General features: G+C 62.0%; 8 protein-coding genes. 4 read left to right on the top strand and 4 right to left on the bottom strand.

Annotated features, from left to right (window positions below):
• Complete coding sequence (locus tag AAF358_04230) at positions 1 to 1,725, bottom strand: tetratricopeptide repeat protein (protein ID MEM7704734.1); 1,725 nt, start codon at positions 1,723 to 1,725, stop codon at positions 1 to 3.
• Between the two features lie 125 nt (positions 1,726 to 1,850).
• Positions 1,851 to 12,587, bottom strand: a complete 10,737-nt coding sequence (locus tag AAF358_04235) for a choice-of-anchor Q domain-containing protein (GenBank protein ID MEM7704735.1) — start codon at positions 12,585 to 12,587, stop codon at positions 1,851 to 1,853.
• A gap of 289 nt (positions 12,588 to 12,876) precedes the next feature.
• Between AAF358_04235 and AAF358_04240 the strand changes: the two genes are divergently transcribed.
• The 3 genes from AAF358_04240 (at position 12,877) to AAF358_04250 (ending at position 19,964) form a co-directional block, all read left to right on the top strand.
• Positions 12,877 to 16,890: an ATP-binding protein gene (locus AAF358_04240; protein ID MEM7704736.1), complete on the top strand. Its 4,014-nt coding sequence runs from the start codon at positions 12,877 to 12,879 to the stop codon at positions 16,888 to 16,890.
• A gap of 59 nt (positions 16,891 to 16,949) precedes the next feature.
• On the top strand, positions 16,950 to 18,440 hold the full coding sequence (locus tag AAF358_04245) for an alpha/beta fold hydrolase (protein MEM7704737.1): 1,491 nt from the start codon (positions 16,950 to 16,952) through the stop codon (positions 18,438 to 18,440).
• A 252-nt stretch (positions 18,441 to 18,692) separates the two neighbouring features.
• Positions 18,693 to 19,964, top strand: a complete 1,272-nt coding sequence (locus tag AAF358_04250) for a calcium-binding protein (GenBank protein ID MEM7704738.1) — start codon at positions 18,693 to 18,695, stop codon at positions 19,962 to 19,964.
• Positions 19,965 to 20,006: 42 nt separating this feature from the next.
• Here AAF358_04250 and AAF358_04255 read toward each other — a convergent pair whose 3' ends face one another.
• Together AAF358_04255 and AAF358_04260 are read right to left on the bottom strand one after the other, a co-directional pair.
• On the bottom strand, positions 20,007 to 21,134 hold the full coding sequence (locus tag AAF358_04255; GenBank protein MEM7704739.1) for an NAD(P)-dependent alcohol dehydrogenase: 1,128 nt from the start codon (positions 21,132 to 21,134) through the stop codon (positions 20,007 to 20,009).
• 36 nt (positions 21,135 to 21,170) lie between these two features.
• On the bottom strand, positions 21,171 to 23,528 hold the full coding sequence (locus AAF358_04260; GenBank protein MEM7704740.1) for a TonB-dependent receptor: 2,358 nt from the start codon (positions 23,526 to 23,528) through the stop codon (positions 21,171 to 21,173).
• Between the two features lie 282 nt (positions 23,529 to 23,810).
• Between AAF358_04260 and AAF358_04265 the strand changes: the two genes are divergently transcribed.
• The gene (locus tag AAF358_04265; protein MEM7704741.1) at positions 23,811 to 24,371 is read left to right on the top strand and encodes a hypothetical protein; all 561 of its coding nucleotides are present in this window, start codon (positions 23,811 to 23,813) and stop codon (positions 24,369 to 24,371) included.
• Positions 24,372 to 24,416: the final 45 nt, after the last annotated feature.

The raw sequence follows: 24,416 nt of genomic DNA on the forward strand, positions 1-24,416 counted from the left end.
TCAGATGGGCAGTCCAATTTTCTTGAGCACCGCATGCCAACGCGGGTCGTCCCGCAGGTAGGCCAGCTGCCAGCTGAGCTTCATTTCAATCAGGGCCGGATCCCGGGCGTCAGCCGCCTGGTTAAGGAGCTCAAACACCTTTTCACTGTCACCACAAAGCCCGTAGATCTCGGACGCGTTGAACACCTCACGTTGCGCGATCAGATCATCAGCAATCGCGTAGGCCGCCTCTGTCTCCTGCGCCTTGCAGGCGATCATGCCGTTGCCAATGGTTCGCCAGATGGGCGAGGTTTCGCGTGCGTTCGCCTCGCGCGCCGCGTCCAGGTTGTCCTGCGCCAGCATCACCTTGCTGAGCTGGTAGTTGGCGAAGCCGGAGTCCGGCTTAAACTCCAGCACCTTGCTGATCATCTCCTCAGCGAGGTCAACTTTTCCCGCAGCCAGCGCGTTCAGGCTGTAGTTGGAGTAAGTCAGATGATTGAGCGGATCGCGGTCGACGATACGCTGGAACGACTCCATGGCCTCGTCATAGCGTCCGAAGCGGCCATAGATGGTCCCGAGCCTGCGCAGCGCCGTAATGTGGTTCGGGTCAATATCCAGGGCTCGCTTCAGGTCGATTTCTGCACCGGTGTAGTCACGCGCAATGACCTGTTTGATCAACGCGCGGGCGACGTAGGCGTCAGGCAGCTCCGACCCCAGCTTCAGCGCCTCATCGATCAGTGCGGTGGCCCGGTCGATGCCCAGCTCGCGGTCCAGTGCCGCCAAATTCAGAGCCAGCATCATGTTGGCGTTCGCCAACCCCACCAAAGGCTCGGCGAAGTCCGGGTCAGCCGCTCTCGCCTGATTAAAGTAGTCGATCGCCTGCTGCTGGTTCTCAACCGAAATCAGTCCCTGCAAATAGTTGCCCTGCTGATAAGCCTTGTACGCAGCCGCGACGACAGCGCGCTCCTCGGGCTCCTCTTCCGGCTTGTTCAGTAAACGGCCCTCAAGCGCATCGACCACCGCCTGCGCGATTTCATCCTGCACCTGGAAAATGTTGGTGAGCTGGCGATCGAACTTGGCTGACCACAGCGTCTTGCCCTGATCGGCATCAATCAAACTGGTGCTGATACGCACGTTGTTGTCCACCGCCCGGACCGAACCCTCCAGAATCGTGCCGACACCGAGGGTTTTGCCGATGGTCTTAAAGTCGCCCTCATGATTTTTGAACTGAAACGCGGACGTTCGCCCCGTGACCTTGAGATCGGTTTTGCGCGACAACAGGTTAAGCAGCTCGACGGTCAGGCCCTCGGCAAAATACTCCTGGTCACGCTGCGCGCTCATGTCCGCAAAAGGAAGTACCGCGATGGCGCGCAGCTGCTCACCGCGAACCGCGTCCGACTGCCAGATCTTCTCCAAGATGAAGTAGCCAACCGCCAACGCCAGCACCCCCATGATCACCAGGTCGGTCTTGCGGTCGGCTCGGGCCTTGAAACGGACCTCTTCCGAGGTGTCGACGCCGTCCTCGCGCTTGATGCCTTCCGGCGTCAGCTCGAACATCCACGCCACGATCAGCGCAATCGGCAGGCCGCCGGCCAGGGTCAACACGACGGCCCGCATGATCCAGTCGGGGGCGTCGAAGGTTTCGAGCAGCAGATCGGACGCTTCCACCAGCGCCCAGCCAACGACCACGTAGCCGATCGCGACGCGAATGACGTTTCGCCGCTTCAGTTCCTGAAAGAAAGACAAACGTTAGCCCTCGAAGTGCATATTGGGTTCCAGCCGGTCAGCCTCGATTATCGCATTTCGCCCGGCAGCAGGTCAGGTTAATTGCCGGCAGCACCGAAGGTTTCGGTGCTGCCGGCGGTACCTGCTTAGTCCTCTAGCGGCGCGCAGTCCTGGCCGAACGTGCGCTGGGAACTGCTGATCAGCAGCTCCGCGGCGGCAACCCCGCACCCGACGTCCTGCCTTGAACCGTTCAGCCGCGCCCGGCCTCGGCGCGCGATCATGTAACCGCCGATTTCGGTCCGTGACGCGGAGAAACGGATCGCGTTGCTGCTGAAAATATTGGTGAAAAAGGCCAGGTCGTCGACAAACGGCGTGATCTTGTGCCGTGAGCCGGTTATCCGGATGTTGTCGTTAGATACGATGGTCACGTTGGCCTCAACGCGAGAACCCTCGACAAACACATCGCACGGCACCCAGTACAGCCCAGGTGCGGCGTTTCGCTTGAGCCGCCACCAGCCCCAACGATTGCACTCGTGGGTCATGTCGTGGAAGTCATCGCCCAGCGCTTCGGCCACCGCACCACCGGGTCGATAGTCACCAATTTTGTAGCTGAACGGCCATGGCGCGCGGTCGACCTGCTCGGGCTCCACGGCAAACTCCTGCCGTCGGCCCCGAACGATCAAGCGATCCGCATAGCGGGTGGGACCGTTGATCGTTTTGTCCGAACCGGTGATGCGGATGTCGCTGTTGCTGTGCATCAGGCCTTCCACCGTGCCCGAACCACCGCTCCAGTCGATGCCCCAGCTCCAACGGTCCTGTGCCCACAAGCCGACCGGCCCGATCACGTTGATCTCCAGCGTCTTGCTTTGCTCGAACTCGGTGCCAAAGCTGGCCGTCACTACGACCGCGATGTCGGCGTTGGCCTCCTCGTACTCATGCTCAGCGACAAACGTCAGCGTTTCGTTATCCTCCGTTAGGTCGAGCGTTTCGCTTGTGCCGTCACCCCAGTCGACAGTGACGGTTTCCGTGAAATCACCTAGGTCCGTGATCACACCGGAGATCTCCAGCGGAGTCCCGACCGCAATCGTTTCGTCGGACGCTTCAACCTCAAGCGGCTCGACCACAAAGTATGAGTTGGTCTGGGACGTTGGCGCGTTGCCAGCAAAGTCGGTCGATGTGACCGTAAACGTCTGGGTACCAACACTTGCTGCGGGTACCGGCTGGCCGGATGCCACCGGTCCTAAGCAGCTCGCGGGTCCCGAACCGGAGTCCAGGCACTCGTAGTCGGCGGCAACGTCGCCACCCACCTCAAAGAACTGCCCATCCGCCGGCGATGCGATCACCACGCCGGGCGACACCGTGTCGATCAACACGTTGAAGGTGACGGCGTTGTCGCCGCCCACTTCCCGTACGCTGACGAAGTGCACACCCTCGCCGGCTACGGCGATGTCACCCGTCAGCGGCTGGAAGTTCGGCGAATCGACGGCAAACTCATACGCCACGCCGGGCGCCTGGTTGGTCACGCTCACGATCACCGGCTGGCTGCGGCTCCACTCACCGGGATTCACGTCGACACCGTTGGTGTCCTCCAGATCAATGCCGAAGGTGCCGTTGTTGCCGCCTCCTGGAGGTGGCGGCAGCGGCGTCTGTTCCGCCACGTAGAACGTCCCCTTGAACGTGCTGTTGGCAACATTGCCGCCGCTGTCCAGGGCCTGGACGAGATAGTCCACTTCGCCGTTGATCAGGCCGCTGTTGTTGACGGCGCCTCCGCCGGTCCAGGTGCTGGTGCTGCCGCTTTGGACAAGATCTTCCAGAACCCAGGTCGAGTTCACGCCGTCGAAAGACTGCCGATACAGGACCGCTACCCGCGTAACCACACCGGGTGAAGCGTCGGTCGCCTCGACGGTAAAGGCCGCCTGGAAACCGCTGCCGGCCTGGACAACGCTAGCGTTGATGTTGTCCAGCTCCGGACGGATATCGTCACCGCCACTGTTTTTGGCCGCCGCATTCTTCAGCGCCGTCACCGGCGCCGGCTGATAGAAGACCTGCACGTCGACACTTTCAAAGATCCGCTGCGTGCCGAAGTCTTCACCGGCGTTGGACGTGTACTGGCCGGTGATGATGTTCAGCTGCTGCCGATCCTCGAACGGGCCGGGATCAGCCGGCACCCTATAGCCAACCACGTTGGTGAAGCTGGTTGGGAACACGACCTCGTCGGTTTCGATTTCCGGTTCGAGCGCCCCCTCATCAATCACCGGTCGGGCGAAGGCCATATCGGGCACAATCTCGTCCCGGGTCGTTAGACCCGTGATGAACGCGCTGCGCGCTACCTCACCCGGATTGTCGCTGGTCACGTCGACGCCGATGATCGGCTGCAGAGGTCGGTAGTGGACAAACTGCACGTCACCCTCAACCGTCGCGCCTTCGGCGCTGTAGAGCCGGCCTTTGTCGGTGTTGACGAAGTCGACGTCGTAGTCGAGCGGTGAGGCCAGGCTGATCGAGGCTGAAGCCAGACCGGAGATCGGGTCGTTCAGCGTCGGACGCAGCGTCGGCAAAGGCTCATCGATCGGCGTCGGATTCTGAATCTGATACATCGGCAGGCCGAAGTAGACTGACGCCTGCAGCGCCTTGTAGTCGTACTCACCGTACACGCCCAGGTCACTGAAGTACTCCTGCTTGGCAAAGGCGTGAGCCTGGCCGGCGGTGACGTTGCCATTGAGATTGCGGGCAAAGTTCGCCAACAGGCGTTCGGTGAGCGCCAGCGCCACCGTATCACCCAGACCGTAAGCCGCCTGGCCGACGTAAACCGCGCCAAGGCTGTTCAGCGTCTGCGACCAGTCCTGTGATGACTGCGTGGACGGCACCGAAATATCGGCGACGTTGATGCCCGAGTGGCAGCCCACCGTGAACCAGACACGGCCCGTGAGATCGTTGCCGGTCAGGTCACCCACGTTGATCAGGTTGGTCGAGTAGTTCCCGGATGCATCACCGCTGGAGGGCAGCGCCTCGTCATAGTCAAAGTGCATGTTGAACGACACGACGTCTCTGGCGGTGTTGTTGGTCAAACCCGCGGCCGTCAGGAAGTCCACCCGATCCCAGGGATCAGCGGCGTTGGGAAAGTCGATCAGCGGCGTCGACTCCAGCCCGTAGCTTCCGAACGTCTGCTGGATATCGGTCGACGCATCGGCGATGAAGTCATAGCCGGCTGACAGCGCCGTCGTCGGCGTCAGCACGCCACCGGACAGCACGTAGTTTTCCGCTGCCGTCTGAATGTCCTCCGCGGACTCCACCAGTCGACCGACCGCCAGCTCCGGCACGTTCAGGAAGCGGTTGAACCAGCGAACCGGGTCGATGTCGCCGTAGGTGTCGTCCGACAGGAAGTTTCGGTTGATCATCGAGCCAAACAGCGCGTTGTCGGCAAACGTGGTGGCAAAGGTGGACTCGTTGGCGATCGCCGTCTCGTCACCCTTACGCTGGAACGGAATCACCTCGTCTGAACCCACGATGGTCACGTAGGCGAGCTGCGGGGAGGTCGCCCGCCGCTGTTCCAGGTAGGCGGTAATCGCGTTGACCACGCTGTTGGCGGCGTCCACGTCGCACGGATCCAGATCCCAGGCCGCGTAGTTCACGCCGGCGATGGTGGACACGTCCACCACAACACCGTCGACGATACCCGGAGCGCTGACCAAGGCATTGATCGCCGCAAGCGCTTCGTCTGCCGCGGCGGCACCGCCGCCGTTCAGCGCTTCTTCGCTCTGCGCCAGGCGCTGCCAGTTCACCAGGAACACCGCGTTGGTCGCCGGCGTCCAGCTGCCGGCGGCGGCCCAGGTCTGCGGACCGGTAGCGGTTCCCGGCCAGGTTCGGGACGGACACTGCGTCACCGGCACCTCCGGCGTGACCTTGATCCGGAGGGTATACGGATCGTCAGACACCGAGCCGTTGTAGCCCGATACCTGGATGGTGAACGGATCGCCGTCGGAGATCGCTGAGACCTCCTCGTCATTGTTGTCCCGGTTGGTCGACAGAGACGACAGCGGTAGGACACCGATGTTGATGTCTTCCAGCGAATCCGGTTCCTCCGTCTGGTTGCCGGCGAAGTTGATGCCGTCATCCTCAAACGGAATGGAGTCGAGCGACGCGGCTTCCACCAGCTGCCCTTTTGCCTCGATAGCCGACAGGGGCTCGTAAAGGAGCAGATCGTTGTCGCCGGTCGGGTTGCTCATGAAGACCGTGACTCGGCTGCCGCTGGGCGGCGCGCCGATGCGGAAGTAATCGTTGTCATCTGGCGTGCTGATGTGGCCGAGGATGAGCTGATCCGGATCGGGGGTTGGCGGGAAATTGATGTTGTCCGACTCGTTGATGAAGCTCGGCACCACTTCCACAGCCGCCGCGGTGGCGTCGGCCGTGGCGGCGGGCAGGCCGCCTAGGTCCAGGCTGGCCTCGGCGGGAAAGTCGCCCAGCGTCAGCGGCGGCACGGCCACAAACTGCAGCGTGTTGTCGCTGAAGGCGCCGGGATCCACCGGGCCGAAACTCATGGTGACCGTGCCCTCCCCCGCGTTGGGCGTCATGAGCGGATCAGGCACCGGCGACATCATCGTGCTGCCGCCGCCCTGGCTCTGGGTCATGAACTGCGTTGAGCCCGGCACCAGGTAGAACTGGTCCGACACGGTCACGTTCACCGTCACCGGCTCGACCAGCGTGCCGTTGAGCTCGAAGTCGACGGCGTAGCCAATAAAGTTGTCCGCCGCAAATTCCTGCGGGTTTAGCTCCGACAGCGAGAGGTTTTCCCACGGGAAGTCGGAACGCAGCACGAGCGATATCAGCAGCTGGCCGAAAGTCAGGTTGCCCGGATTGGCCACCTCACCGAGGGTCTCCGGGTCACCCGGCTCGATGCCAAAGAGATACTCCAGCGTGAAGGCGTCGAGCAGTTCGCCATAGAGGATGTCGCCGAACTGCGGCGAGGGGAAAAACGACGACAGGGGTGCGTCCGCAATCACCTGGCCGGCGACAAACGCGTCGCCAACGGTGTTGCAGCCTTCGCAGGCGACGCCGTCGATCAGGAACGACGACAGCGGGAATGATGACAGCGGCAGCGACGACAGCGGGAACGACGACAGCGGGAAGGACGACAGCGGCGTCGCGGCAAACGTCGACTCGCCGGCCGCCAGCAGCGCCGTGATCAGCTCACCGAAATCGGATCCATTGTTCACACCCAGGTCACCGCAGGTGGCCTGTCCCTCAGCGAGCGCGGCCGTGTCGTAATAGTCGCAGAACAGCTGGCCACCCACGTCGAACGACGACAGCGGGAACGAGGACAGCGGGAACGACGACAGCGGCGCACCGGCCACGTCCGCAAAGTCGAGCTGAAATGACGACAAGGGAACGTTGGCGATGTCGAATGACGACAGCGGGAACGACGACAGTGGCGTCGCCGCCAGCGACGTGGTGCCGAGATCCCTAAGCGCGGATACCAGGTCCAGCAGGCCGGCGGTCGAAGGATCGATACCCAAATCGGTGCAGGTCGGCTGGCTGTCCGCCTGCGCCAGCGCGTTATAGAAGTCGCAGAACGGCTCACCGCCCACTTCAAATGACGACAGCGGCAGCGACGACAGCGGGAACGACGACAGCGGGAATGACGACAGCGGCGCGGCCAGCAGGTCGAACGACGACAGCGGGAACGACGACAAGGGGAATGACGATAACGGGAACGACGACAGCGGCAGCGACGATAACGGGAACGACGACAGCGGGAATGACGACAGCGGGAACGACGACAGCGGCAGTGACGACAGCGGGAACGACGACAGCGGCGCTTCGGTGATGCCGAACGATGACAGCGGGAACGACGACAGCGGCAGGCTGGACAGCGGCAGTGAAGACAGCGGCGCGCCCCGAACCTGCAGACTGACGACAGTGTCGCTGCTCTGGCAGTCGGTAAACCCATCACCGGCCAGAGCGCCACAAACCGAGGCGCTGCTGCCGGCGTTGTTCAGCCATTCATCGAGGATCCCCACGGTGATTTCATCGCCGAGGGTCAAGCCAGCCAGCGACAGTGAAGACAGCGGCGACTGCTGAATCGCCAGCGATCCCAGCGTGATGTTATCCAGCAGATCAGACGGCGCGTCGGGCGCTTCCAGCACCTGCTGCAGCGTGATGTTCTGCAGCGGCGCGCCGGCCAGCGACGGCACCTGCTCAATCACCTCTGCCCAGCCGCCCGGCTCGCTCAGGAGCGGGAACGACGACAAGGGGAATGACGACAGCGGGGCCCCGGTGACGGCAAACGACGATAGGGGAAACGACGACAGCGGGAAGGACGACAGCGGTGACGCCTGCAGGTCCAGCGACGACAGCGGGAACGATGACAGCGGGAACGACGACAGCGGTGCCGCTTCTGGCGGGTTCGCGTTGTCACCCACCACACCCGTGAGCGTTTCGATCGGGATATCGATCAGCGGGATGTTCTCGACACCCGGCTGGGTGACGCTGGTTGTGACGCTCAGCAGCGCGTTGTCGATGGTGGCGGGAATCGCAGATCCTTCAAAGGCTCCAATGTCACAATCCGGGCCTTCGGGGCGATTGACGCCGCGCTGGTCGACCAATTCACATTTTGTCTCGTTTTCAAACAGGAAGTTGGAGATGCGCTGTTCACCGCCGATGCCCGTCAGGACGCTGGCCGCGCCGGTAAAGCCAACAAACACGTCGCCGTCGGCATTCACGTCGGCCAGCGACAGGATGTCGACCGTTGCCGACACGTTAGGCAGCGCTGGCCTGGTCACGGTCAGACCCGACTGTTCAGCCAGCCTGACTTCGAGCAGGTTGGTATCGGCGTCGTAGTCCAGCCAAACGTTCCAGCGGTTGCCGCTGGACAGGACGCCGCGACTGCCAAAGTACTGAACCGCAATGCTGTCCATGCTGCCGTTGACGTTGATGCCGACGTGGTCCTCATCGAGCTCGTTGGCGCCGACACCCTCACCGTTCAGCCAGGTATCAAACTCGACGGAAACGCCCGGCACCTGAGGACCAGCGGGCTGGTAGCCGGGCTGGCCGAGGTCGTCGAACGAGCCGATACCCAGCGCGCCGCCGCCATCGGTGAGCAGCGTCGGATCATCGGTAAAGGTAATGGTTAGGCCGTCAGCCGCGTTCCCCCCTGAACCGGGGACAATGCGGAAGGAGAACAGGGCCTCGAAGTCAGAAGTCACGTCCACCGGGTTGGTCAGGTAGGCAGAACCAACGGTTCCGCCGGCATTGGAACCGGCAAGCAGGATTTCGTTGCCAGGCTGCAACGGCGACTGATTGTCGACCAGCGTGGTTGAACCCCGGGTCGTAAAATCCGCCAGGTCGGGGAAATCGAAGAACACCACCTCGGATGGCCCACCGGCGTCCTGCGCCGGGCTGCCGGGCAGCAGCGCATGGGTTTCCGTAGGACCACCGTTGTCGGCGAGCAGGCCAATCAGCGGGTCGCCGATGAGGTCGTTCGGCGCCAGGATCTGGCACGGATTGACGTCATAGATGTTGAAACCGCCTGACAGCACCTGGTCGCAGTCGCTTGTCACACCCGTATTGCCGGAGAACAGGCTGTTGCGGAAATTCAGCGGGCCCTGCCCGATCTCGGCATAGAGCGCTCCGGCATCGGGCGCCGTATTAAACGCGAAGGTCACGTTGTTCACGTTGGCGCTGCCGCCGGCAAACACGGCAACCGCACCGCCGTCACCGGTGTTACCCGGACCGGGATTTACGACGTTCCCGCTGAGCGTGCTGTTGGAGAGGTTCAGCGTGCCCGTCGAGGCAACGGCGCCGCCGCGTGGCTCAACGCCCGGGTCAGTCACCGAGTTGGAGACCAGGGTTGAACGCGCAACGGAAAGGATGCCCTCGTTGTAGATGGCGCCACCGTCTCCCGAGTTCGATCCGCTGATGGTGGAGTCAGCCAGGATCAGCTCCAGCGTCGCTGCGCTATAGATTGCGCCGCCTTGACCTGCACCGTCGCCTGCTTCAGTCGCCTGGTTGTTGATGAACTGCGTGTCTTCAATGAGCCCGATGACCCCGCGGAACTCCAGCGCACCGCCTTGGCCGGAAAAGCTCAGCCCGCCTTCGCCAACCGTATTGCCGACCAGGAGACCATCAAAGAGCTGCATCTGGCCCGTGCCCGGAGCATCCAGCGAAATCGCGCCACCGGCGCTTCGAGCCGTATTGGTCTCGAAGACGTCGGTGTTCGACACCAGCGTCGATGCAAAAATGGCGCCGCCATTAACCGTCGTGGAGTTGTTTCTGAAGGTGTTGTCAGTTGAGTTCAGCGTGCCCAGTGGGGACCGGATCGCACCGCCCGGTCCAAAAGGCGCTGCGTTGGTGAGGAACGATGAGTTGGTGATCGTGGCGCCGAGCACAAGGTTGATCGCGCCGCCGCCGCCGCCCGCATCGTTGGCCTCAAAGGTGGTGTCGTTGATGGTCGCTGGGCCGCCGGCGATATTGATGGCCCCACCTTGCCCGCTATTAGGATCGGCAGAGTTCAGATTCATGAATCCGCAGTCCATGTTCAGACTGCTGGCCAGCGACTCCTGGTGGATGCCTCCACCGTTGACCGCCGAGTTGTCGGAGAACTGCGTGTACGTCACCGTGAGCGCAGCCTGAGTCCAGAGCCCGCCACCGTTGCCGTTCACAGCCTGGTTGTTGGAAATAAAGTTGGTCCCCTGGCCCACCGGGGCCGGAATCGTGCAGGCCGGCGCACCAATCCGCAGCGTCGACGCCTGCGAGTAGATACCCCCGCCGTCGTTGACAGCAATGTTGTTGGCGATGGTGGTGTTGTTGATGACCACCGTCTGGCTGCCGTCGAGGTAAATGCCGCCACCATTGGTCCCGGCAGAGTTGCTGAGAATTTCGCTGTTCGTCAGCGTCAAATTGCTGCTCGACTCAACAAAGATTCCGCCGCCGACTACGCCGGCGCTGTTGTTGTCGATCCGAACGTTGTCGAGCACTACGTCGAGAAACGGACTCTGGATGTCGATGCCGGCACCCTGGCCGGCAAAGTTTGCACCGGTCACGCGAATGCCGGTCATGGTGAAGCTCTCGGTGGCAAACACGCCCTGCGTGCCCAGCCCGGTGACGTCGATGACAACATTGTCCGGCCCGGAACCCTGCAGCGTGATGCCGCTGTTGGCGAGCGTAATGGACTCGGTGTAGATACCGTCGGGGACCACTACGGTCCCGCCCGGCGCCGCCGCATCGACTAATGCCTGCAGGGGACCAACACTCGGCTGCAGCTCAAACGCACCCGCGTCGCAGGCGTTCAGCTGCGGCCGGGACACACCGCGCTGGTCGGTTGTAGTCCCGGTGCCGCCGCAGGTCGGATCGTTCAGACCGGAGTCGACCGCTGGGCTGGACGGATCCAGCGCCCGGGTAAAGGTCGGTCCACCGTTATCTTGCAGCGGGCCCAGCAGTGGTTCCAGAGGCGAGGCGGGGGTTCCCCACTGGTCACCCACCGCCTGGAGCGCGCCGCAGTTAAGATCGCTGCGCAGGATGTTGTAGCCAGCAGACACGATACTTGTGCTGTCGCCGAGGCAATTCTGGCCACCCTGGTTAAACGCCAGCAGGCTGTTGCTGATGGTGGCGATGCCGCTGACGGGACCCACTTCGCCCCAAAGGCCGGTGCGGTAGTTGTTGGAAATCGTGCTGAGAGTGGCGTTGACCGTGTATGGCGTTCCAGAGCCCCTCTGCACTGCGATGGCGCCAACGCCGACGCTGTCAGACAGCGTGACGTTGAGCATATCAATGGCACCTCGGGAGTAAACGCCGCCGATGGTGGCGATGCCGCCGAAGACCTGAAACTCAAGATCGAAACTTCCCGTCGTTTCGGTGCAGCGATAACCCGCGCCGTCAGGATAGGAATCGAGAGAATTCACGATGAAAGATCGCGATCCGGGAAAGTTCATTTCTACGGCGTAGGTTGCGCCCACGGCAACGCTGATGGGCGCATCCAGCGTAAAGTCCAGATCGAGATTGGTGCCTGAAGGCGTTCCCTGGGGAATCAGGGCGCTTGCGTTGGCAATGACCGGACCGGTAGGTCCGCCGCTGCGCACAAAGCCGGTTACCGGGATATCGGTAGCAACTACGCCAGTATTTCCCACCGCATTCAGAAAGCGGAACCCTGACAGCGCCTCCTGCGTCGCCACAAAGGTCTGGCCGACAAAACCGCGTTGGAGGGTTGGACTGAAGCAGCTGCTCCCCGGGAGATCGGGGTTGCCATAGTTATCAACGGCCAGGATGGGGTTGACGCCGGCGTTACGGATAATCGCCGAGTCGACGATATTGATGGCGCCGTCGGAGGTCGCGGCCACGGAACCGCCAGCCGGGCTGCGTGACCAGTTCTGATCGACGTTCACACGGGTCAGGTTGAGGACGGAGGTGATGCCCTCGGACAGCACCGCTGCGCCCTCGCCGTCGGTGCTGTTCCGAATAAACTCGGTGTCGGTCACGTTGACGGTCGCATTAACGCTCGCCAGACCACCCCCGGCCGCTTGGGCAGTGTTGTTTTCCAGCCGCGAACCGTTCAGGTCGAGGCTGGCGTCCTGCACTAAGATCCCGCCACCCAGATCAGCGCCGACCACCAGGCCGTTGATCACCACAACGTCGTTGATAGTGGCAACCGTGCTGGCATTAATCACCGCAATGCCGCGATCGCCATCGGCGTCTACCAGCGAGTCGTTGAAGTCAAGCGTCAGGCTACGGTCGACCAACAGCGGCGTAGTCAGTACATAGGTGTCATTGAGTATGTTCAGCGTATCGCCCGCAACAACGGTGCCATTGTCCGCGAGGGCTGCCTCCGGCGAATCGTAGTCACACGACGCTGGGTTGGTCGGTGGACACACCGTATGGGTTGTTTGGGCTTGCACACCAACGCTTAGGGAAAGCAGCAGCAAGGCTAAGGGAGAAAGTACCAGGAGTCGTCCACACAGGGAGACTCCACGACCAGAAAGACCGCGGTTACGCATGACGAACATCCTTTCGTTGACCCACACAACGCCAGCTCAAACCGGGTTTCTTACGCCGCGTGCTTGCGGCGGTGAACCTCTTCTTTGAAATGTTTGGCAGCCTGTGAATTATCCCTCGTGGCACGGTGCTGCCCGGTATACTCCACGTTGCGATCATTCAACGGGAGGTTGCATACGCTGCGCACACGCCATGGACCGGCTCGCCTTATTCATACTGTTCCTGCTGCTCCTGGCATCAAACGCCTGGTCTCAGGAATCTTTCCTGAAACAAGAGCACTGGCTGCTCGACCAGTTCGATGTGGACGACGGCCTGCCGGTGAACGGCGTCAACGCGCTCGCCTGGGGGCCCGAGGGTTATCTTTGGATTGCCACCTTTGATGGGCTGGCGCGGTTCGACGGTGAGCAGTTTGTTGTTTTCGATCGAGCCTCCAATCCGGAGCTGCCCGGCAATCGACTTGTGCGCATGCTCTGGTCTCACGGCTACCTGTGGATAGTGACGGCGGACCAGCGGCTGGTACGCATGACTTCACCCGGCCAGTTCGAGCTGGTGGACGAATCGCTGGGCTTACCCCACCCACAGGTCGGGCGGCTGCTGGCAACCGATCGGGCCCTCTATGTCGGGACGCTGGCAGGCGTAGCCAAGCTGCGGTCGGACGGCACGTTCGAGCCGTTTGTCGAGTCGTTCACGGGCCCCGTCCAGTCGTTGGCTCACTGGCCCAACCAGGGACTGGCTGTGGGCACAAAAAATGGACAGCTGGTGTTGCTCAAGCAAGGCGAGCCACCGCGCTCCCTGCCCATGCCCCAGGGGCTCGGGCGCGTCAGCAGCCTGGCCTATTTCGAAGGCCTGATGGCGGTTGGTGCGTCCGGCGGCGCCGCGCTGCTGGACCGCACCGGCATCCAGAATTTTTACGCCTTGAAACAGGGCCCCATGGAGTCGGTGCGTGTCATCGCGGCCGAAGATCGCCTGCTCGCATTTGCCTACCCAAACCAGCTCCGCTGGCAGGAAGGGCGCTGGGTACGGACCGGATCGATGCCGCGGCACCCGATCGATGCCGGCTCGATGGTCGTGAAGAGCGCTGACGGCGCCTGGTGGAACAACCACCTGTATGAGCTAGAGCGAAACGGTCAAACGGTTTTTCAAACCGACAGCATCATCAGCGATTTTGTTACCTCCTCGGACGGCCACGCATGGATTGCGACCAACGGGGCGGGGCTTTTCCGCCTGCGGCCGCGACCGGTGTTGAACGTCGGCCAGGAACAGGGCCTGATCAACGACAACCTCTACGCCGTCACCCAGGAAAACGACAAGCTGCTGGCGGGTAGCGTAGACCCGGTGGCGTACCAGGTGTCGCTGGCTGGCCCGACAGCTGTCGTCGAACCACTTGAAGCTGAGGATGGCTACTACACCTTTCTAACCGATAGCCAAGGCAACCGCTGGCGCGCTGGCGCCCGCATCTGCGTGGTCGCGCAGGGGCAGGACGACTGTCGAAATATTGATTCCCTGACCAACGTCCAGCGCCACCAGTTCGTTTACGCGTTGCTGGAAGATTCGAAGGGCAACATCTGGGTTGGTGCAGAGCAATCGTTAGCCCTGAGAGATAAAACGAACCTCTGGAGACTGGTCGAACTGCCGTGGGTAAAGCTGGAGGTGGGCTTTCGCACTGGCCTAGAAACACCCGACGGCACGGTCTGGTTCGGCAGCAGCGGCGGCGGGATTGTGCTGTTTGATGAGGGTGTGGCAACACGCGTGATCGACAGCAGCGCCGGTCTGTCATCCAATCGCATCCGGTCTTTGTATTTTGACGCTGAGAGCAACTCGGTTTGGGCCGGCACCGAAGATGGCGGCATCTGCCGCATTCGGAGCTGGCAATCCGCGCCCGACATACGCTGTATCTCCACCCGGCAGGGACTGTGGAGCGACGGCGTGCACAAGATGCTCGACGACAGCCAGGGCAGGCTTTGGATGTCCAGCAATGACGGCCTCTTCTACGCCCCAACAAGCTCCCTGAATGCGGTGGCTGACGGCACGGCCGACTGGGTGCTCGGCATGGCGTTCGATGAAAGTGACGGCATGGCTAACCGGGAGGCCAACGGCGGCGGCCAAAGTGCCGGTCTCAAAACCGACGACGGCTGGCTTTGGTTTCCGACCCAGGAAGGTCTTGCCGGCATTATACCCGCCAACGTGGCGGCGCCCTCAGATACCCGGGTTCGAATCGACGGCATCATCTATGAGTCGGTGCCGCAGCAGGCCACCCGAACTTTTGAAGTGCAGCCGGAAAACCGAAACCTGGAAGTCCGCTATTCCACCGCCAGCTTTGGCAATCGGAAACGTATCCGCTATCGCTATCGGCTGGGCGGTTCGGGCAGCGCCTGGCTCGACGCCGGGCAGCGGACCTTCGCCAGCCTCACGTCCCTGCCGGCGGGCACAATCGTCTTTGAGGTGGAAGCCAGCGGCGAAGACGGGGGCTGGTCAGGACAGCGTGACCGGCTAACTCTGCAGGTTCTGCCCCACCTTCATGAGACGCTCGGCTTCCGGATCTTCCTGGCGCTGCTGGCGACCAGCCTGATTCTGACCGCCGCCTGGTGGCGAATCCGGCAGCTCAGCATGCGGCAACGAGAGCTCCAGCTCGCCGTCGATGAACGGACGAGCGAGCTGTCCAAGGCGGTTGATCAGATCAGCCGGCAGAAAGACGAAATCGAAGCCAGCGCCAAGTCACGGACCCGGCTCTTCGGCAGTATCAGCCATGAGCTTCGAACGCCGCTGTCGCTGATTCTCGGTCCGCTGGAGGAGCGGTCGCGGAGGCGACGGCCGGTGACGGCGGAAGATGAGTCAATGATGCTGCGCAACGCGCGCAGGCTGAGCCGGATGGTTGACCAGATTCTTGATCTGGAACGAGTGGAGTCTGGGGTGATGGCGCTCAATCTTGAGCCGGTCAGCTGCGGCGCGCTGGTTCGGGCCGTTGCTGAGCCATTCTCTCAGCTGGCCGCCGACAAATGTCTGGCTTGGAAACTGGACATATCCAATGGATGCCCCGTGCTGGGTGACCGCGAGCAGCTGGAAAAGGTGTTTTCCAATCTGTTTTCCAACGCCGTGAAATACACGCCAAAAGGCGGCCAGATTCAGGTTACTTGTAGAACCAGCGATGGCAGGGTCTTGATCTCAGTCGAGGACTCCGGGCCCGGCATCGCCAAGCGCGACCGAGCCGAAGCTTTTGCTCGTTTTTCTCGACTCAAGCGCGACGCTCACGAGCCGGGGACCGGCATCGGCCTCTCCTTAGTCCAGGAACTGGTCGAGCTGCATCAGGGGTTGGTCAGCATCAAGACCAGTGAAGCCCTGGGCGGTGCAATGCTCCTGCTGGATTTCCCCGCCGTAGAAGCCTTTAGCGAGCCGCCCGCTGCCCCGAACGGACAGCGCAAGGCCCTGGTCGTGGACGACAATCCGGATTTTCGAACCTACGTCGCCTCCATTCTCGACGAGAGTTTTGTCGTGCTGCAGGCCGCCGGCGGCGTAGAGGGTCTCAAGCTGGCCCGAGAGGAGCTGCCCGATGTCCTGGTGACGGATGTCATGATGCCTGACCTGGACGGCATGGCCATGGTCGCTGAGCTGCGTCAGGGAGGTGACGAGGCGGCGATTCCGGTGGTGTTTCTGACTGCTCGGGGCGGCGCGAACGATGAGATCGCGGCCCTGGCGGCTGGCGGGGATCAGTTTCTGGCCAAACCTTTTGACAGCGAGGTTCTGCTGGCCCGCGTCAACGCGGTGATGGCCAGTGCAGACCGAGTTCGGGTTCGAGCGCTGCCGACGTGTCCTGAGTGTGGGCAGGAAACCAAACCCGAGGCGCGACCCGAACTGGAGCAACGCATTCGCGGCATTGTCATGGAGCATCTGGACGACCCCGAGCTCAGCGTCAGCAGTATCGCGTCGGCCCTGGGGATGAGTCGATCCAACCTGTTTCGCCAGGTGAAAAGCGAGCTGCAGACGACGCCCACGCTGCTCATTCGACGCATTCGGCTGGAAGCCGCCCGCGCATGGCTGGACGACATGGATCTATCGATCTCGGAAATTGGCTACGGCGCGGGTTTCTCTTCGCTCTCCAGCTTCGGGCGGGCGTTTCGAGAGCAGTATGGGATCAGCGCGTCCGCCTACCGCCAACGCCAGTCGGCACCGCGCGCTGAAGCGGAAGAAGCCGATGCCGGGACGGTGTAAGCCAAACCGCAAGGTTCGGTGGCCGTGGCCGCCGGGTTGCTGAACCGAAGCGAACGCCCATGACCCGAAAGACTCATCTGGCCTGGAGCCTGACAGCTCTGCTGGCCGTGCTGCTGGCGGGCTACCAGCTCGAGGGAGCCCGGGCAGGGCTGACAATCACCGATATGCGCGTCGGCAGCACGCCGGTGACACGCTACCAGCTACCGGAGCAGCGGGGACCGCTCGTCGTGGTCGCCCACGGTTTTGCCGGTTCCCGACAGCTGATGCACACCTTTTCCCTGAACCTGGCTCGGTCCGGCTACATCGTTTTGGCCTTTGACTTTGAGGGCCATGGTCGTAACCCGCGACCGATGTCGGGCGACGTGACCCAGATCGATGGCACGACGGCGCTTCTCGTTGCCGAAACCCGGCGGGTGCTGGAAGCGGGCCGATCGTTGCCGCAAGTTGATGGGCGTGCGGCACTGCTGGGTCACTCGATGGCAACCGACATCATCGTCCGTGCCGCCGCGGAGGAAAGACTGGAAGGTCAGCCGGTGGAAGCAGTTGTAGCCATCTCCATGTTCTCCGAAGCGGTGACGGCACAGACTCCGGAGCGCCTGCTGATGATCACCGGTCAGTTCGAGTCGTACCTACGGGAGGCGGCACTCGCGGCACTTCATCAGGTCGATCCAAACGCGAAGGCGGGCGAAACTATTCGTTCCGGTTCGGTAGAACGTCGCGCGGTGGTGGCGCCTCGGGTAGAACACGTTGGCGTGCTCTATAGCGACACGGCTGTCGAAGAAGCCCGACAATGGCTGGATCGCTCCTTCGACCTCAGCAGCACCGCAGCCTTAATTTCTCTGGGGCTATGGATTCTTCTGCTGCTGATTTCGGTGGTGCTGCTTTTGCGCCCGCTGGCCCACAGTTTAGCTGCGGACCCGTCGCCGTTGCCGGCGTTACCACGGGGCAGGTTTTTGCTCGCCGCATGGCTGCCGGCGGTGCTGGTGCCGCTGGTCGCCACCGCGGTCTACGTGCAGTTCCTGCCCGTGCTTGTCGCCGACTATCTGATGATTCATTTGGTGCTATACGGACTGCTCCAATGGCTGCTGCTGGGTGCCCCCTGGTCCTCGCTGCGAAAGCTATCGCTGTGGGGAACGGCCCTGCTCGTTGTCTGGGGCATCGGCGCATTTGGGTTTGCGCTGGACCGCTATGCCGCCAGCTTTTTTCCCACGGCGGAACGCCTGCCGCTGATCGGCGTGCTCGCACTCGGCACGGTGCCGTTTATGGTTGGCGACAGCGCGATCACTCAGGCTGGGCGAGCGAACATCTGGCGCCGTGTCGGGGCGCGGGTCCCGTTCTTTGCGTCACTGGTGGCAGCGGCAGCGCTGGATCCGGAGCGACTGACTTTTGTGCTGATCGTCCTCCCGGTCATCGTATTGTTTTTTGTCGTCCAGGGATTGATGGGCCGCTGGATAGGCCAGCGCAGCGGCGCCGCTGCCGCCGGTCTGGGCCTGGGCCTTTGCCTAGCGTGGGCGCTGGGTGTCAGCTTCCCCCTGTTTGCCGGAAGTTGACGAACCGCCCCCCGGTTTGCCGCCCCATTCGGGCGATTCAGGTTGTTGTGCCCCTAACTTAGCGGCCTTGGGCGTCCATCCCTCCCACCCACCTTCGCCACTCAGCAGTCAACTTTTTTCATTTTTTCTGTCGCCTCCGCCATCGCTTTGCGTTTGAGCGGGTATACGGGGCAACTGCGGGAAGGGAAATGGAAGATTCCTGAAACGCCGGGCCAGAGGGGCGCTCCGTCAAGCACTCAATGGAGAGAAAACATGATGGATAGAAACTGCAAAACAACAATCGCTGCCAAATTGACAACCAAGCTGGCGATGCTACCCGGACTGGTCGTCGTCCTGCTGGCGACAGGCCCATCGATCGCGCAGGAGAGCTCCGTTTCCGCCAGATGGAACCAGGGTGAACTGGTGATTACCGGCACCAACCGAGACGATCAGATCACCGTCGCCGCCGAGGATGGCGTGATTTACGTCAACAGCGGGCTCGTTGAAATCGCCGGAGGACCGCCGCTATTGGCCGAAACTTCCCTCATCAAAGTTGCCGGCCTGGGCGGGGACGATCTAATCGCGCTGAACGAATGGCAAGCTCCACTGCCAGATGCAGAACTCGACGGCGGCGATGGCAACGACATTCTGTTCTCGGGAGCCGGCAACGATGTCCTGATTGGCGGCGCTGGCGGGGACTACCTGGCGGGCAATACCGGCAATGACACGGTCGAAGGCCAAGACGGCAGCGACCTGCTGATCGTCAACAACGGCGATGGGAGCGATTTCCTCGAGGGCGGCGAAGGCAACGATACGCTGCAGATTCAGGGTAGGCTCAGCGAGCGGGACGAGATCGAATTGCGATCCGACGGGTCGGTGATTTTTGTCAGTGACGCGCTTCCCGCGGGGCTCGATTCGAGCGTGCAAACGGTCGAGACTGTACGTGTCAACGGGCGGGGCGGCGACGACCGCATCTCTGCCGAGCTGCTTGCCGCCGACGTTGCACAGCTGGAGCTCGATGGCGGTGAAGGCAACGACCTGCTGATCGGCGGTGACGGCGTCGATGTGCTACGCGGCGGAGCGGGCAATGACACGCTGCTCGGCAATCGCGGCAACGACATCGTGCTCGGCCAAGATGGCAACGATCTGCTGATCGTCAACAATGGCGACGGCAGCGACTTCCTGGAGGGTGGCCCTGGCGATGACCTTGCGCAGCTGTTTGGCGCAGACGATGGGTCCGATGACATCCAAATTGTGCCCGCGAAAAATCGGGTAAGAGTCGAAGGAACCGCACCGGCCAACTTCACCATCGACCTCAGCGAGGTTGAAACGCTGGACGTTAACGGCCAGGGGGGCAGCGACGTGATTATCGGTTCGGTTGGGTTAAATGGTCTGGTTTCCCTGAACTTAGACGGCGGAGAGGGCAACGACCTGCTGATCGGTGGTGACGGCGCAGACGTGCTGAACGGCGGCCCCGGGCGACGCGATCTATGCGAGCGCAACGGCGGCAGCGATCGGCTGATCAGCTGCGAAAAGGTGCAGTAGCGTTGAGGATGGGCCGGAGCCCGACCGGGCTCCGGCGGTCGACTAGGCGTGCCGGATGACCACCTTGCCCATGTGGTTGGATTGATCCATAAACTCGAGGGCAGCCACCGCCTCCTCGAACGGAAACTCTTTGGCGATCAAGGCGTTCATGCCCACCGAGTCGATCGCGCGGACTAGCTCCTCCATCATGGCTCGGCTACCGTTGCTGATCGCTTTCATCGTGACGTTTTTGATGTAAAAGTCCGGCATGCTGAGGATCTTTTTTGGCCGTGGGCCGGTGCCGATCATCACCACGGTGGCGTTGACCGCAGAAGCCTGAAGCGACTGATCCAGCGTTGGCCAGCCAACGTTTTCCAGCACGATATTGGCGCCTTTGCCGCCGGTCAGCTCGGTCACTTTCTGTCCCCATTCCGGGGTCTTGCGGTAGTTGACGGTGATATCGACCCCGTATTTCTCCCGCATGGCCGCAAGTTTCTCATCACTGGACGAGGTGAGCACCACGCGTGCCCCGGCAGCTTTCGCCAGGATGATCCCCCAGCTGGAAACCCCTCCCGTACCCAGAGACAGGACCGTGTCACCGGACTTCACCTTAGCGACATGATAAAGCGCCTGCCAGGCGGTGAGCGCGGAACCCGATAGGGTTGCTGCGGTGGCGTCATCGATCGATGCTGGCACCTTCACCAAGCCGTACTGGCTCAGCGTGGCGACTTCTGTCAGCCAGCCGTCGACGGTGTTGCCGACGTCAGCGACGTAGTTGGCCGGCGTCCAGTCGCCTGAGACCCAGCGTGGGAAATGGATACTGGTGACGCGGTCGCCCACCGCAACCCGGCTGACTCCGGGTGCCACGGCCGTGACGGTTCCCACCCCTTCGCTGAGCGGTATCCGTTCGGGTTTCTTGTCCTGAAGAAACCAGCCGCGGGTAATGGCGCGATCGCGGCCGGCAATGCCGCTGGCGGCCACCTCGACCTGGACGTGGCCCGGCGGGGGCGGCGTCAGCGGCCGGTCGACCAGCCGCATCGTGTTGAAGGGTCCTTTCGGGCCGACTTCCCAGGCCTGGTAAGTCTGCCGGCCTTCGCCGGCAGACTGTCCCGCAGCTTCCTCGGGAAGCTGGGCTAAAACCCCAGCACCCGCCGCGGTCAGGGAGCCTGTAACAAAACTCCGTCGTTTCATGTCATCTCCCTGACTGGCTGGATAGCGGTAGCTGAGTTAGAAGCGGTACCGCGCAGTCAGACCGTAGGTACGCTGCTCACCCAGGGCGGCCACGTAGGCATTGGAAAACCCAAGAAACAGCGAGTTGGAAACATAACGCTCATTGGCCAGGTTACGAGCCCAGAGCGAGATATCCCAGTTGTCATTGGAGACGCCAAAGCGGGTGTTGAGGAGCTGCCGTGACGGTACCCAGCCGGTGTTGAGCAGGCTGAGGAACTGGCGGGACTGGTAGGTCACATCCGCACGCGCATAGTATTCCCAGCCGCTTCTCCAGTCGCCGTTGTACTGAGCGCCAAAGTTGGTTTGAAACTTCGGTGTCCGGTTCAGGTTGTTGCCACCGATATCACCGTCGGCCCGGCAGACCACGTCGTCACACCAGCCGTCGTTGGCCGCTTCGATGAAGATCGTACCGCCGTCGAAGGTGGGATCGTTGTAAGACAAGCCGTAGTTCAGCGTGATGTTGTCAGTGGGTTGCCAGATGCCGTCCACTTCGATACCCCACGTTGACGCCCCACCGACGTTGTCGATGACAACCGGGTCGTTGGCTGCGCCGCCGATGGCAGACGTGTTGATCTGCAGGTCGGTCCAGTCGATGTAGAACAGCGCCACGTTGGTCACCAGGGTGCCATCAAGGAAGCGGTTCTTGGAGCCGATCTCGAATGTGATGTTGCTTTCTTCGTCGTAGCTGGCCTGTGACGGGTCGATCGGGTTGCCGGAACCACCAAGGATCGGGCTGTTGAAGCCGCCGGCTTTGGTGCCCTCCGCAAGGGAGAGGTAGAGCAGGTTCTGGTCGGTCAGGGCGTAGTCGACGGTGACCCGCGGCGTGAGGATGTTGAAGGTTTCCGAAGCGGCCGTGTTGGGCACTCCGATGGTTTCAACAAACTTGTCTTCCTGCGAGTAGCGGGCCTCAGCGCTGATCTTCAGCCGACCGTCCATCAGGTTGAAACCAACTTGGCCAAAGACGGCGGTCGTCTCGTCCGCGAAGAAATCCGGATTGGGATCGGTGTTGGGCAGCGAGGGCAGTGGCGCGGTGCCGAGCGGCTGCAGGAAGTAGCCGATCGCCTCGTAGGTGTCGTCGGCTTCGTAATAGAACAAGCCAACCTGCGCGTCGATCAGGCCATCCGTCTGGTAGTTGAACCGTATCTCGTGAGAATCGGCTTCCAGACCACCGTTGGGCTGGGAGTCAAAGATCACGGCGCCCGGAAAGAAGTTGAGCAGCGAGTTCGGGTTGCCTGAGCCGTTGAGCCCGTCGGGAATCGACTGACCGCCGGACCGCAGCCGCGAGTCGGCGTTGCCGTACAGGTAGGTGACATCCCACTCGTCGTTGATCTGGTATTCCACGCGGAATGTGGTGACTTCATTGACGCCGCTCTGGCCGAATGACCGCGGATCAAAGATCAGGTTTTCGCCGTCAGCGCTGGCCGTGGAGGGCAGCGTGGTGTCCAGCTCGCCGCAGATCAGCGCGTTGTTGGCACCGAGGAACGGCAGGCCAGGCTGAAATGTCGGAGAGCAGTTCAGCGAGTTCTCCTGAGCAAAGCCGAAGAACGCAATGCCGTCGCGACCCATGCGGGTGAAAATCGGCTGAGCTTCCTGCTCAATTTCCGTGCGGTAGTAGCCAAGCTCGACCTTCAGGTCGTCGGTCGCCAGGAACGTCAGGTTGGCGGCGATGGTTTCGTTGTCGAAACCACCCAGGTTGCCGTCAGTGCCGGGGCTGATGCCGCTGTTGGCCAGCGGGTGAACGTTGCGCCAAGTCCCGTCATATTCCTGTGAACCATACGTGATCCGACCCAGCAGCTTGTCTTTGATGATCGGACCCGCAATCGTTGCGCGAGCGGTGAGGAACTCTTCCGATCCGCCGGACAGCTCGAAGTCACCCGTCAGCTCGTCGGTCGGCTTCTGAGTGACGTAGTTGATGGCGCCAGCGAACGAGTTCTGACCATAAAGCGCGGACTGCGGGCCTTTCACAACCTCAACGCGCTCCAGGGCCACCATGCCGGTGTCGATCATGTAGCTTCGCTGCAGGTAAACGCCGTCAAGGAACGTGGCGACGTTCTGCACCGGGTTGCTCAGGCGGACCTGGGTTTGACCGCGAATAACCGGAGCTTCGAGGGCGCCAGAGAATTCCTCAAACGCCAGACCTGGCGTGTATTTCGCGAGGTCTTCAAGATTCTGGATGCCGCGGACCTCGAGATCTGACTGCGAGAAGGCGCTGACGGAAATCGGAATATCCTGCAGGTTCTCCTCTACCCTCCGGGCCGTCACGGTGATCTCTTCAAGTTGGGCCAGAGCGGGCTCGGCAACCATTACAGCGGAGATAATGGCAAGCGCCAACGGGCGTTTAATGGGTGTGGTCATCTTGGGTCAGCTCCTTCGCGTTCGGGAAACAAAGTTACGACAGCGTGTATAAGGCCTCAGACAGCGGTGCGAGAGCAACACAATTTGTCTATACCAGCTATAGAAAAAATCGCTCGACTGGTGGATCTGGCGATCTAAGCCGGCTCAAATAAGACGTTGCAGCTGCTCATTCCCCCGTTGAAACCCCATCGGCAGGATACCCAAAAGGCGTAAAGGGCGTGTCAACCAAAGCTCCGGCCGGGCGTTGAGCAACACATGAACCCAACAGACAGGAGCATGTACATGAACTACGGGAAATCATCTTTTTTGGTCATCGCGCTGACGGTGCTCACGACGATGCCGGCGTTGGCGCAAACCGGAAGTGGCGTTGCCGATCGCACGCCGCTCGATGCAGACGGCGACCGCATGGTCTCGCAGGATGAGTTTCTGGCAGCCAGGCTGGCCAGGGCTGAACGCCGCTTTGACCGTCTGGACCGCGACGACGATGGCCAGATCACCGAAGCCGATCTGGCGGACCGGCCGGAGCCACCGGACGTTGATCGCGAAGCGCTCCGTGCCTGCGTCGAAGACGCGCTGGGGATCGAGCTTCCCGAGCCGCCGGAGCCAGGTTCCCGCTTCGACACCATCGACCTCAACGGGGACGGCGCCATCACTCTGGAGGAGGCCCTGACAAGCGCGGAGGATCGCGCGGTCGAACGGTTTATGAACCTCGACGAAAACGCTGACGGACAGCTGGAACGCAGCGAAGTCAGGCGCCCGCTGCGTCGGGCGGCTCGCCTGCGACAGGCTCGGCGGCAGTGCCTCCGCGAGCAGCAGGAGGCCAACGATCTGCTCGGCGGCTAACCTCCCAAGAACCTGATCCGCCGAACAGCTGCGGCCTTGTCCGGA

Source organism: Pseudomonadota bacterium (assembly GCA_039033415.1).
Taxonomy (GTDB): Bacteria; Pseudomonadota; Gammaproteobacteria; order Xanthomonadales; family SZUA-38; genus JANQOZ01.

Excerpts from the sequence above, each read along its gene's own strand:
- AAF358_04240 (MEM7704736.1), top strand. The coding sequence starts at position 12,877 with ATGGACCGGCTCGCCTTATTCATACTGTTCCTGCTGCTCCTGGCATCA.
- AAF358_04245 (MEM7704737.1), top strand. The coding sequence starts at position 16,950 with ATGACCCGAAAGACTCATCTGGCCTGGAGCCTGACAGCTCTGCTGGCC.
- AAF358_04250 (MEM7704738.1), top strand. The coding sequence starts at position 18,693 with ATGATGGATAGAAACTGCAAAACAACAATCGCTGCCAAATTGACAACC.
- AAF358_04255 (MEM7704739.1), bottom strand. The coding sequence starts at position 21,134 with ATGAAACGACGGAGTTTTGTTACAGGCTCCCTGACCGCGGCGGGTGCT.
- AAF358_04260 (MEM7704740.1), bottom strand. The coding sequence starts at position 23,528 with ATGACCACACCCATTAAACGCCCGTTGGCGCTTGCCATTATCTCCGCT.
- AAF358_04265 (MEM7704741.1), top strand. The coding sequence starts at position 23,811 with ATGAACTACGGGAAATCATCTTTTTTGGTCATCGCGCTGACGGTGCTC.